General features: G+C 70.5%; 9 protein-coding genes. 2 read left to right on the plus strand and 7 right to left on the minus strand.

The genetic code is table 11. The features are described 5' to 3' along the window. Nucleotides 1-78: 78 nt before the first annotated feature. Entirely contained in the window at nucleotides 79-873 is a 795-nt protein-coding gene (locus tag ACIOSR_RS13125; protein WP_402752845.1) for a class I SAM-dependent methyltransferase, read from the minus strand. A 138-nt stretch (nucleotides 874-1,011) separates the two neighbouring features. On the opposite strand from ACIOSR_RS13125, the gene msuE reads away from it, so the two are divergent. Together msuE and ACIOSR_RS13135 are read left to right on the plus strand one after the other, a co-directional pair. Further along, nucleotides 1,012-1,662, plus strand: a complete 651-nt coding sequence (gene msuE, locus ACIOSR_RS13130) for an FMN reductase (RefSeq protein ID WP_402752846.1) — start codon at nucleotides 1,012-1,014, stop codon at nucleotides 1,660-1,662. 32 nt (nucleotides 1,663-1,694) lie between these two features. After that, nucleotides 1,695-2,123 carry a hypothetical protein gene (locus ACIOSR_RS13135; protein WP_402752847.1) on the plus strand — a complete coding sequence of 143 codons (429 nt, stop codon included), beginning with the start codon at nucleotides 1,695-1,697 and terminating at the stop codon, nucleotides 2,121-2,123. 82 nt (nucleotides 2,124-2,205) lie between these two features. Here the strand turns inward: ACIOSR_RS13135 and ACIOSR_RS13140 are convergent, their stop codons facing one another. From ACIOSR_RS13140 to hrpA, 6 genes are all read right to left on the minus strand, one after another. After that, the gene (locus ACIOSR_RS13140; protein WP_402752848.1) at nucleotides 2,206-3,741 is read right to left on the minus strand and encodes an alpha-N-arabinofuranosidase; all 1,536 of its coding nucleotides are present in this window, start codon (nucleotides 3,739-3,741) and stop codon (nucleotides 2,206-2,208) included. Nucleotides 3,742-3,828: 87 nt separating this feature from the next. Next, nucleotides 3,829-4,740, minus strand: coding sequence for a carbohydrate ABC transporter permease (locus tag ACIOSR_RS13145; protein WP_056048933.1), 912 nt, complete (start codon nucleotides 4,738-4,740; stop codon nucleotides 3,829-3,831). After that, on the minus strand, nucleotides 4,737-5,594 hold the full coding sequence (locus tag ACIOSR_RS13150) for a carbohydrate ABC transporter permease (RefSeq protein WP_043593482.1): 858 nt from the start codon (nucleotides 5,592-5,594) through the stop codon (nucleotides 4,737-4,739). The genes ACIOSR_RS13145 and ACIOSR_RS13150 overlap by 4 nt, the downstream gene beginning before the upstream one ends. Nucleotides 5,595-5,820: 226 nt before the next feature. Beyond that, complete coding sequence (locus ACIOSR_RS13155) at nucleotides 5,821-7,206, minus strand: extracellular solute-binding protein (RefSeq protein ID WP_402752849.1); 1,386 nt, start codon at nucleotides 7,204-7,206, stop codon at nucleotides 5,821-5,823. Nucleotides 7,207-7,340: 134 nt separating this feature from the next. Then, on the minus strand, nucleotides 7,341-8,390 hold the full coding sequence (locus ACIOSR_RS13160; protein ID WP_402752850.1) for a LacI family DNA-binding transcriptional regulator: 1,050 nt from the start codon (nucleotides 8,388-8,390) through the stop codon (nucleotides 7,341-7,343). 26 nt (nucleotides 8,391-8,416) lie between these two features. Further along, entirely contained in the window at nucleotides 8,417-12,310 is a 3,894-nt protein-coding gene (gene hrpA, locus ACIOSR_RS13165) for an ATP-dependent RNA helicase HrpA (protein WP_402752851.1), read from the minus strand. Between the last annotated feature and the right edge of the window lie 67 nt (nucleotides 12,311-12,377).

Genomic DNA, 12,377 nt, shown 5'->3' on the forward strand with positions numbered 1-12,377 from the left:
TGCCCGTGCTCTGCAGGCCCGCCCGCGTCCGGGGACGACGAGGCGGGCTCCGCAGGGTGGGTGCCGAGGAGGCGCGACTCAGCCGGGCAGGACGGCCCGCGAGCACCGCGCCACGTAGGGCAGGCGGATGAGGTCGGCGCCGCGGGTGTCCGGGTACGTGTCGAGCAGTCGCTCGACGTCGCGCAGCAGGGCCGCGCGGTCGTCGGGCGAGAGCGTGATGACGTAGCTGCGCGACGCGATCATGGCGAGGAACTCGTCGCGACCCAGCTCGTGCACCCAGGGGACGTCGTACCGCTCGACGGTGCCGAACGGCGCACCGACGACGGGGGCGTCCGACCCCATGTCGCGCTCGCGGGGTTGGCGCATCACCCGGCTGAGCTCCGCCAGCCACGGCACGGACTCGTCGCGGATGTTCCAGACGAGGCCGAGGGTGCCGCCGGGACGCAGGACGCGGGCGATCTCGGGCACGGCGCGGTCGGGGTCGACCCAGTGCCAGGCCTGCGCGACGAGGACGGCGTCCACCGTGTCGTCGCCGAGGGGGATGTCCTCGGCCGACCCGGCGACCGACGTCGCCCCGGGGACGACCTGCTCGAGGGTCGCGCGCATGCCCGGCGAGGGCTCGACCGCCGTGACCGACGGGGCACGGTCGAGCAGCAGACGGGTGAGCTTGCCCGTGCCCGCCCCCAGGTCGACCACGTGACAGGCGCCCTCGGGCAGCAGCCAGTCGACGGCGTCGAGGGGGTACGACGGGCGACCCCTCTCGTAGACGTCGGCGGCCAGCCCGAACGAGGCGGCGAGGTCGGAATCGGGTCGTGCGGGGTCGAAGCCATGGGCGGCCGGATCGAACCCCTCCTGCAGTGGTTGATGTGTCACCGGAACACTGTCGCACGTCACGATCCGTCACACACCCTCTGTTACGTCGGCCTCGGGCGCAGCATGGAGGGGATGACTTCCTCGCTGCCTCCGACCCCTTCGTCCCCGCGTCCGACCCGTCCCCTGCGGGTCGTCGCGGTGTCCGGCACCCTCAGCACGCCGTCGAAGACCGACGCCCTCGTGCACGAGATCGTGACGGCGCTGGGCGACGTCCTGCCGATCGAGGCGCACGTCATCCGGGTCAGCGAACTCGGCCCCCTGTTCGCCGGCGCGCTCACCCGGGACCAGCTCGACGAGCGGGTCGAGCGCGAGCTGGTGGCCATCGAGACCGCCGACCTGCTGATCGTCGCCTCGCCCGTCTACCGCGCCTCCTTCACCGGGCTGTTCAAGCACTTGTTCGACTTCGTCGAGCAGTACGCGCTCGTGGACGTGCCCGTGCTGCTCGCCGCGACCGGGGGGAGCGAGCGCCACGCGCTGATCATCGAGCACGCGTTGCGACCGCTGTTCGGGTTCTTCCAGGCCCTCACCCTGCCGTTGGGCGTCTACGCGCACACGACCGACTTCACGGCGACCGGAGGCGCGGAGAAGTATGCGGTCACGGCCCCTCTGCTGCAGGAGCGCATCCGCCACGCGATCCAGCGCGGCCTGCCGCTGATCCGCTCGAGCATCGCCGAGAAGGGGCGCATCGAGCAGACCCTCGACGACGGCGACGCGCGCGACGACCTGGCGGTCGACGACCTGCGCGCCGGCGAGCTCGACGTCACGACCCCGACGCGCCTGTTCAGCTGAGCGCGACCCGAAGGCGGGGCAGCCGCTCCGGGATGCCCACCGGTATCGTGATCGTCGTGAACCCCGACCCGACTCCCCGTGGCCCGTCCGTCGCCCGCGCCGAGATCCGCGACAGCGAGGCACAGCGCCGTCTCGGCCTGTTGCCCTCCGGCGTGCTGCCGGGGCGTGCGGTCCGATGGGTGGACGACGGCGTGGACGACCTGTCCGTGCTCGCGCTCGCCGAGGCACAGACCAGCACCGACGACGCCCGCGAGGCGCTCCTCGCCCAGGCGGCCGTCGACCTCGGCCTCGGCTTCGGCTCGGTGCGCGAGGCGCGTGCCCATCACGGTCAGCGCGTCGTCGAGTCGATGACGGCCGCGTCGGCCCCTGCCGACGCCCTGGGCTTCTCGAACGGCTTCACCGACACCATCGAGGAGTCGGTGCGCGACAGCATCGCCCGCCTCTTCAAGCCCCGCGGCTGATCCGGGGCGTCGACGCGACCGGACGCAGGAGGCGCGGTGCCGGTCGTGACCGGCACCGCGCCTCCTGCGGTCGTGCCGTGGGTCAGGCCTTGCCGACCTCGAGCTCGACGACCGCCCACGAGAGGGCGGGCAGGCGGAGGCGCGCGGTGCCGCCGTCGACCGTGACGCCGGTCAGCGGCACGAGGCCCACGGTGTCCTGCGCGTCCTCGGTGTTGGACGAGAAGCGGTCGCCGCCCTCGGGGACGGCCAGGACCTCGGCACGGGTGACGCGTCCGCCGCTGAAGCCGCGCAGGGCGACCTCGACGTCGGCCGCCTCGTCGAGACCGCGGTTGGCGAGGAAGAACGCGACCGTGCCGGCCTCCTCGTCGTAGGTGGCGCTGACGTCGACCAGGTCGGCGTCGCCGTACTTCTCGGTGTCGACCTTGTCGCTCGTGACGAGGGTGCGCAGGATCTGCCCGGTGGCGAGCGCGGCCATGCGGGCGAACGGCCAGAAGATCGACTGACGCCACGCGGGCCCGCCGGCCTCGCTGCGGATCGGCGCGATGACGTTGACGAGCTGCGCCTGGTTGGCGATCTTGACCCGGTCGCCGTGACGCAGCAGCGAGTTGAGGAAGGTGCCGACCACGACCGCGTCGGTGACGTTGTACTGGTCCTCGATCAGCCGGGGGTGCTCGCGCCAGCCCTTCGACACGTTGTGCGGCTGGTCGTCCGAGTCGAGGCCCGTCTGGTACCAGACGTTCCACTCGTCGAACGAGATGTCGACCTGCTTCGTGTGCTTGCCGGCGGCCTTGACGCCGTCGATCGTCGACACGACCTCCTCGATGAACGCGTCCATGTCGACGGCCGTCGCGAGGAAGCTCTTCGCGTCGCCGTCGTGCTCCTGGTAGTACGCGTGCATCGACACGTAGTCGACCTCGTCGTAGGCGTGCGTCAGGACCTCGTGCTCCCAGGTGCCGAAGGTGGGCATGCCGCGGCCCGAGCTGCCGACGGCGACCAGTTCGATCGAGTCGTCGACGAACTTCATGGCCTTGGCGGCCTCCTGGGCCAGGCGGCCGTACTCGGTGGCCGTCTTGTGGCCGATCTGCCACGGGCCGTCGAGCTCGTTGCCGAGGCACCAGAGCTTGATGTCGAAGGGGTCCTTGGCGCCGTTGGCGATGCGGCGGTCGCTCAGCGCGGTGCCGCCGGGGTGGTTGGCGTACTCGACGAGTTCCCGGGCGGCGTCGACGCCCCGGGTGCCGAGGTTGACGGCCTCCATCACCTCGGTGCCGGCCAGCTTCGACCACGCGACGAACTCGTGCAGGCCGAAGGCGTTGGTCTCGACGGTGTGCCAGGCGCCGTCGAGGCGACGGGGGCGCTGGTCGACCGGTCCGACGCCGTCCTCCCAGTTGTACCCCGAGACGAAGTTGCCTCCGGGGTAGCGGATGACGGTGGCGCCGAGCTCCTTGGTGAGGTCGAGGACGTCCTGGCGGAAGCCGTTCTCGTCGGCGGCGGGGTGACCGGGTTCGTAGATGCCGGTGTAGACGCAGCGGCCCATGTGCTCGACGAACGAGCCGAACAGGCGGCGGGGGACCGGGCCGATGGTGAACTCGCGGTCGACGGTGATGCGGGCGGTGGACATGGGTCTCCTAGGTGAGGGGATCGGCGTGCGTGTGGTGGGGACGAGGAGGCGCGGTGCGGCAGGGCGGTCGCGTCCGGGGCGGTCGGATCACTGACCTCCGAACCCGGTGGTCGAGATGCCCTTGATGATCTGCCGCTGGAAGAACAGGAACACGAGGATGAGCGGCAGGGCGGCGAGGACCGCGGCGGCCATGTTCTGCGCGTACTGGATGCCGTAGGCGCTCTCGATGGTCTGCAGGCCGACCGGCAGGGTGAGCAGGGACGCGTCGTTCGTGACGATGAACGGCCACAGGAAGTTGTTCCAGGCGCCGATGAACACGAAGATCGACACCGCTCCGAGGATGGGGCGCGACAGCGGCAGCAGGATCGTGAAGAAGACCCGGATGCGCCCCGCGCCGTCGACGCGGGCGGCGTCCTCGAGCTCGATCGGCACCTGGTCGAAGAACTTCTTCAGCACGAACACCATCGCCGGGGCGATCGCCTGCGGCAGGATGATGCCCCAGTACGTGTCGACCATGTCGAAGGCGAGCATCTGGTAGAACAGCGGCACGATCAGCACCTGCGGCGGGATGATGATCGACGCGATCGTCGCGACGTACAGCCACTTCTTGCCGCGGAAGTCGAGGCGCGAGAAGGCGTAGGCGACGAGGGCCGAGGTGGCCACGACGATCAGCGTGATGACGATCGAGGTGAACAGGCTGTTGAACAGCCACACCGGGATGTTGCCCTGTTCGAGCACCCCGCGGTAGGCGTCCAGCGTGAAGCCGCCGGCCGGGATCCAGGTCTGCGGCGTCGCCGCGGCGTCGGTCTCGCTCTTGAACGAGGTGGCGAGGGACCACAGGAACGGCAGCAGCCAGAGGACGGCGAGCACGACCAGGATGGCCACGCTGATCACGGCCATGGGGCCGAACGGCTTCTGGCCGGGCTTGTGGCCCTTCCGGCCCCGGCCGGCGGTGGGGGCCCGCAGGTCGGACGTGGGGGCGAGGGCGGGGGCGGTCACTTCTGGGCTCCCTTGCGGTTGCGGGCCGTGATGCTGAACTGCGCGATCGAGATGACGACGATGACCGCGAAGAAGATGTACGAGATCGCCGACGAGTAGCCGAAGCGGTAGCCGGTGAAGCCGGTGTCGAAGATGTACTGCACGGCCGAGCGGGTGCTGCCCGCCGGTCCGCCGGTGGTCATCTGGTAGATCTGGTCGAAGACCTTCAGCGAGGCGAGCACCTGGAGGATGACGATCAGGCCGGTGGTCGGGCCGAGCTGCGGGATGGTGATCGACAGCAGCGACCGCCAGCGTCCGGCGCCGTCGAGCGACGCGGCCTCGTACTGCTGGTCGGGGATGTTCTGCAGGGCGGCGAGGTACAGCAGGAAGTTGAAGCCGACCGTCCACCAGACGGTGGTCGCGACCACGGCGATCATGGCGGTGTCGGGGTCCTGCAGCCAGGCGGGTTGCGGCAGACCCAGCGTGCCGAGCACGTTGTTGATCGGGCCGAGGGTGGGGCTGTAGAGCTGGATCCAGAACAGCGAGACGACCGTCGAGGCGAGCAGGTACGGCAGGAAGAAGCTCAGCCGCCAGAGCCACTGACCCGGCAGCCCGGTGTTGACGAGGATGGCGAGCACGAGCGCCACGACGACGAGCGGGATCGTGCTGAGCACCGTGAACCACAGCGTGTTGAGCATCGACCGCCACATGTCGCCGTCGGCGAAGGCCTCGGCGTAGTTGGCGACGCCGATCAGCTCGCCGCCCTGGCCGGTCAGGCTCTGGCCGGTGAAGCTCAGGTAGAAGCCGTGGAGCAGCGGCCAGACCAGGAACACCGCGAAGAGCACGGTGAACGGAGCGGCGAAGCCCCAGCCGATGCGGTTGTCGGAGGGGCCGGTCCGCTTGCGGGAGGCGCGGCTGCGGTCGGTCGCGCGGGCGTCGGACCGCGTGCGCTCGGCGGTGGCCCGGGGGGCCTTGACCGTGGTGGAGGTCACAGATCGACTCCTTCGTCGTCGTGATGGTCGGGTCGTGCGGAGGGGGAGGAGGGCGGTGTCGGGCGGACGGGGCGGCGGTGTCGTGTCGGCGTGGGGGAGGGCACGACGGTCACACCGGAGCCGGCCGCGACAGCTGCGTGTTGACTCGCGCGACGAACCGACGCATGCCGTCGGCCGCGTCGTCCTTGGCGAGGATCACGGACTGGATCGAGTCGAGGAAGTACGTCTGGAAGTCCGAGCCCGAGCCGGTGAACCAGGCGGGCGGGTCGTAGTTCAGGTAGTCCGCCGCCTCGGCGTAGTTCGCCTGCGGTCGCAGCTCGGCGTACTCGGGGCTCTCGACGATCGGCAGGTAGGCCGGGATGTGCCCGGCCGCGGCCCACGAGATGGAGTCCTTCAGGATGGTCGAGACCATCTTGTAGACGTCCTCGCGCTTGACGTCGTCGACCTCGCTCTGCCTCGGCAGCACGAACGCGTGCGAGTCGGCGTAGACGGCCGGCGTGCCGAAGAGCGTCGGGATGATGCTGCCGTCGAACGGGATGCCCGCGTTCTCGGCGCTCGGGACCTCCCACACGCCGGTGAAGAGCATGCCGCTCTCGCCGCTGACGAACTCGGCGATGCCCGACTGGATGTCGCTGGCCGTGGCCATCGCCGTGCCGTCCGTGAGCTGCTGCATGAACTGGAGCGCGGTGACGGCGGCCTGCTCGTCGTACTCGACCGTGCCGCCCTCCTTCAGCACCATGTCGGCGCCCTGCTGCTTGTAGAACGTGTAGAACATGCGCCACAGCTGCGCGCCGTCGTTGAGGTAGCCCCACGAGGCGCCGTGCTTGCCGGTCACCTGCTGCATGGCGTTCGCGACCTCGAGGAACTGCTCGGGGCTGGTGATCTCGACGAGCTTGCCGTCGGGGCCGAGGGCACCCGCCTGGGCGGCGATGTCGGTGTTGTACAACAGGATGAACGGGTGCGAGTCGAGGGCGACCGAGTAGAGGTCGCCGCCGTTGAAGCCCTTCTTCCACACGGCCTCGGCGAAGTCCTCTTCGCGGACGCCGTACGACGCGAGCTTCTCGACGTCCCACGGGTCGAGCAGGCCGCCGGGGGCGTAGCCGGGCACGCGCGAGGCGTGCATGATCGCGACGTCCGGCGCGCGACCGCCGGCCGAGGCCATGGCGAGCTTCGTGTAGTACGGCGTGCCCCAGGCGAGCACGGTCTGCGTCGCGTGGAACCCCGGGTTCTGCTCGTTGGCCTGGTCGATCAGCGCCGACATCTTGATGCCGTCACCGCCGCTGAGCAGGTGCCAGAACTTCAGCTGCGCGACGTCCGTGCCCGAGCCGGTGACCGCCCCGGGCGCACAGCCCGAGAGGCCCGTGGCGACGAACGCCCCGCCGACGAGGGCGGCGGAGCCGAGCAACATGCTGCGGCGGCTGAGGCCGCGGGGGGTGGCGGTGCCGGAGGTGGTGCCCGGTCGCGGTGCCGGGGTCGTCCGATGGTTCTCGGTCATCTTCACTCCTTCGTGATGCGTGACGAGAGCGACTATTCCATCGTTGTAACGGATGCGCAAGAGGTTTCCGGCACACCGCCAGGACAGGGCCACAGCACCAGGCTCTCTTCTGGTGTCGTGCCCACCTCGTGGTGTCAGGAGCGGCCGCGGGTGCTGGCGCGCACGACGATCTCGTGGGGGACGATCACGAGTTCGGCCGCGCCCTGCCGGTCGGCGATGCGGGCCGCGAGCAGTTCGAGGGTGCGGTCGACGAAGAGGCGCTTGTCGAAGGTGACGGTCGTCAGCGGCGGCACGGAGAACCTCCCGTCGACGATGTCGTCGAAACCGGCCACCGCGACGTCGTCGGGGACCCGCAGGCCCGCCGACGTCAGCGCGCTGACGGCGCCGATGGCGAGCGAGTCGGTGAAGCAGAAGATCGCGTCGGGCCGGTCGCCGCGCTCGACGGCCGCCCGGACGACCGAGAAGGCGTCGGCCGAGGTCCACTCTGGGCACGAGTACTGCAGCGCGTGGTCGAGGGGCAGGCCGGCCTCGGCCATGGCCTGCTCGAAGCCGCGGGTGCGGGCGCGCGCCGTGGCCGTGTCGAACTCGCCGGCAGAGTCGCCGAGGGTCGCGATGCGGCGGTGTCCGGCGGCGATCAGGTGGGCCGTCATGTCGCGGGCCGCGGCGACGCTGTCGACCCGCACCTGGTCGACGAGGGTCTGCTCGACCTCGCCGATGACGACGACGGGCGGCAGCGAGTCGGTGGCCCCGGTGCCGGTGCCGGTGCCGGAGGCGCTGCCGGCGGACGACAGGGCGCTGGCGTCGAGCGTGATCGGGTTGAGGACGAGGCCGTCGACGAGGTGTTCCTTGCCGCGCGAGAGCAGCTCGCCCTCGCGTTCGGGCCGAGAGCCGGTCTGCTCGAGCTGGATCGACCAGCCGCGCTCGTGCGCCTGTTCGACGAACCAGTGCGTCATCTCGGCGCTGTACGGGGTGCTCAGGTCGGGGAACGCCAGGGCGATCGACCCGGTGCGCCCGGTGCGCAGGCCACGCGCGCTGAGGTTCGGCACGTAGTCGAGTTCGGCCAGTGCGCTCTCGACCCGGGTACGGGTGTCGGGCCGGACGAAGACGACGCCGTTGATCACGTTGGAGACGGTCTTCGGCGACACCCCGGCGAGTGCCGCCACGTCCTTCACCGTCGCGCGCATGCGTTCAGGCTAGTGGCGGCAGGCGCTCAGGCGGAGGCGAGCACCTTGACGATGCGCTGCAGCGAGACGCTCTCGCTCGGCCGCAGGTCTTGTGCGAACAGGCTGAGGCGGAACTCCTCGATCATCCACCGGGCGCGGACGAGCGCAGGAGGCGCGGTGTCGGCGGGCGGGAACGTCCCGCCCGCGGCCTCGTACCGCTCGGTCGCCTGCTGCACCTCGCTGAGCCAGACGCGGTCCCGCCCGGGGTTCTCGAGCAGTTTCGCCGTGCGCTTCGTGATGCCCACGAGGTACACCGGCACGCGCTGCAACTGCTGGAGCCCGGTCTGCGACACGAAGCCCGGACGGATCAGGCGATCCCGCTGCTGCCGCATGTCGGTCAGCGCCGCGAGCAGGGTCATCGAGGTCGCACCCTTCAGGGCCTTGTCGGCGTCGCGGGAGGCGGTCAGCGTGCGGGCGACGAGCGAGACGGTCTGGAACATCTGGTCCATCACGGCCCCCGAGACCCGGTCGCGGGTCGAGAGGAACTCCTTCTTCGTCATCACCATGCCGTCGGGCTTGACGCGGAACAGCACGTCGTCGACGACGGCCACGAGACAGTCCGCGAAGAGCGCCGACGTGTTCTGGTACGGGCTCGTCGCGAGGATGAGCTTCTCGGCGCTCGTCAGGTGTTGCTGCACGTAGGCCACGGGCGACGGGGTCGCCAGCATCAGCAGGCGCCGCACGCCCTTCGGCGTCGCCAGGGCCTGGTCGGCGGGCGTCGCCATCAACGTGATCGAGACCGAGTCGCCGTGGTCGACCAACGCCGGGTAGGCCCGGATCACGGTGTCGCCGTGGCGGGTGTCGACGACCGCGGGGAGCTCGTCGAAGTCCCACGACGTCAGGCCCTCGCGCTCGATCGAGCTCGTGGGGCGAGGCGTGACGGGCGTGGCGTCGCCCCCCGCGCCTCCTCGTCCGCGACCCCGGCCACGGCCGCGCTCGTCGCGCCCGCCGCCCTGTGTGACGCGCGCGACGCTGTCGCGCGTGGCGTCGCGCAGCCGGTGCTGGAGCGCGTCGAGGTCCTTGTCGGCCCCGACCGTGCGGCCCCGCTCGTCGACCACGGCGTACGTGACCCGCAGGTGCGCGGGCACGCGGTGCAGGTCGAAGTCGTCGGTCGATACGGGCGTGTAGGTGAGCTTCTTGATCGCCGCGGCCACGGTCGCCGTGAACGGCTCGTCGACGTCGGCCGGAGGTGCGTCGGGCAGCTCGTCCGTGATCTTCGACGCCCAGTCGGCGGCGGGCACCACGTTCTTGCGGATCTGCTTCGGCAGCGACTTGATGAGCGACGTGACGAGCTCGTCGCGCAACCCCGGCACCTGCCAGTCGAAGCCGACCGGACGGAGGCGCGGCAGCAGCGGCAGCGGAACGATCACGGTCACGCCGTCGTCGTCGGCCCCCGGCTCGAACTTGTAGCGCAGGGTCAACGTCTGGTCGCCCTGCTGCCACGTGCTCGGGAAACCCTGTTCGTCGACGTCGGGTTCGTCGTCCCCGAGCAGGTCGGCGGCGGTCATGGTGAGCAGGTCGGGCGTGTCGACCTTGGCCTTGCGCCACCAGCCCTCGAAGTCGCGCATGCTCGCGACGTCGGCCGGGATGCGCCGCTGGAAGAACTCGAACGCGGCGTCGCCGTCGACCAGGATGTCGCGGCGGCGCGTGCGCTCTTCGACCTCGGTGAGCTCGCGGATGAGCTGCCGGTTCTTCTGCTCGAAGGCCTGGTGCCCCTCCCAGTCGCCCTCGACCAGCGCGTGCCGGATGAACAGCTCGCGGGCGTAGGCGGGGTCGATGCGCGAGAACTGGATGCGTCGTCGCTCGACGATCGGCACCCCGTAGAGCGTGACGCGCTCGTAGGCGACGACGGCGCCCTGCTTCTTCTCCCAGTGGGGTTCGCCGTAGCTGCGCTTGACCAGGTCGGGCGCCAGCGGTTCGGCCCACGCCGGGTCGATCGAGCCGGCGACGCGGGCGAACAGGCGACTGGTCTCGACGAGTTCGGCGGTCATCACGGCCGCCGGCGGCTTCTTCGCGAGGCTGCTGCCCGGGAAGATCAGGAACCTCGTCTGGCGGGCGCCGACGAAGTCCTTCTTCTGCGGGTCGAACAGGCCGATCTGGCTGAGCAGGCCGGCCAGCAGGCTGCGGTGGACGCCGTCGGGGTTCGCGCTGCGCTCGCCGATGTGCAGGCCGAGGGGCCTGGCCGCGCGGCTGAGCTGGCGGTAGACGTCCTGCCACTCGCGGATGCGCAGGTAGTTGAGGAACTCGTCGCGGCACAGACGCTTGAAGGCGTTGCCGCTGAGCTCCTTCTGCTTGTCCTCGAGGTACTCGAACAGGTTGAGCAGCGTGAGGAAGTCGCCCTTGGGGTCGCGGAAGCGCGAGTGCTTCTCGTCGGCCTGGGCACGCCGCTCGAGGGGACGCTCGCGGGGGTCCTGGATGCTCAGGGCCGAGACGATGGCGAGCACCTCGCGCGTCGTGCCCTGCGTCTTGGACTCGACGACCATGCGGGCGAGGCGCGGATCGATCGGCAGTCGCGTGAGCTGCTTGCCGACCCGGGTGATCTGGCCGCCCTGGGTGACCGCGCCGAGCTCGCGCAGCAGGTCGAGTCCGTCCTTGATGCCGCGCGAGTCGGGCGGCTGGAGGAAGGGGAAGGCGGCGATGTCGCCGAGGTTCAGGGAGATCATCTGCAGGATGACCGCGGCGAGGTTGGTCCGCAGGATCTCGGGCTCGGTGAACTCGGGGCGCTTCTCGAAGTCGGTCTCGCTGTAGAGGCGGATCGCGATGCCGCTGCTCGTGCGACCGGAGCGGCCCGACCGCTGGTTGGCACTCGCCTGCGAGATGGCCTCGATCGGCAGGCGCTGCACCTTGGCCCGGGTCGAGTAGCGGCTGATGCGGGCCGTGCCGGCGTCGATCACGTACTTGATGCCGGGCACGGTGAGGCTGGTCTCGGCGACGTTGGTCGCGAGGACGATGCGGCGCCGGGTGCCCGCGGTCGTGCTGGGCTGGAAGACCCGGTGCTGGTCGGCGGCGCTCAACCGGCCGTAGAGCGGCAGCACCTCGGTGAACGGCAGGTTGCGGCCGCGGATGCTCTCCTCGGCGTCACGGATCTCGTTCTCTCCGCTGAGGAAGACGAGGACGTCGCCGCTCGACTCGCGGGCGAGCTCGTCGAGGGCCTCGTTGATGCCCTGCAGGTAGTCCTTGTCGTCGGCGCGCTGCCTGCGGTCGCCGGCCCGCGCCTCCTGACGGTCGCCCTGGCGACCCGCGGGGCGGTCGTCGTCGTCGAGGTCGCCGTCGTCGTCGCTCGTGGTGTCGTCGGCCACGAGCGGTCGGTAGCGGACCTCGACCGGGTAGGTGCGACCCGAGACCTCGACGATGGGCGCGTCGCCGAAGTGCTTCGAGAACGACTCGGGATCGATCGTGGCGCTCGTGATGATGAGCTTGAGGTCGGGGCGGCGGGGCAACAGCTGCTTGAGGTACCCGAGCAGGAAGTCGATGGTCAGGCTGCGCTCGTGGGCCTCGTCGATGATGATCGTGTCGTAGCGCTCGAGCTCGCGGTCGAAGTGGATCTCGTTCAGCAGGATGCCGTCGGTCATCAGCTTGATCTGCGTGTCGGCACCGACCTTGTCGGTGAACCGCACCTGGTAGCCGACCACGCCGCCGACCTCGTCGCCGAGTTCTTCGGCGATGCGCTCGCTGATGGTGCGGGCCGCGATGCGGCGCGGCTGGGTGTGGCCGATCTTGGTCCGGCCGAGCTCGAGGCAGATCTTGGGCAGCTGGGTCGTCTTGCCCGAACCGGTGGCGCCCGCGACGATGACGACCTGGTTGTCACGGATCGCCGCGGCGATGTCGTCGCGCCTCTGGCTGACCGGCAGCTCGGCGGGATACGTGATGGTGGGGATCATGAGCCCTCCATCGTAAGCCGCCCGGGGCCGGACCGGGCGACGGGTGGCGCGTCGTAGGATCGCGGCA

The organism is Frigoribacterium sp. NPDC087798, assembly GCF_044742985.1.
In the GTDB taxonomy this organism is placed as follows: Bacteria; Actinomycetota; Actinomycetes; order Actinomycetales; family Microbacteriaceae; genus Frigoribacterium.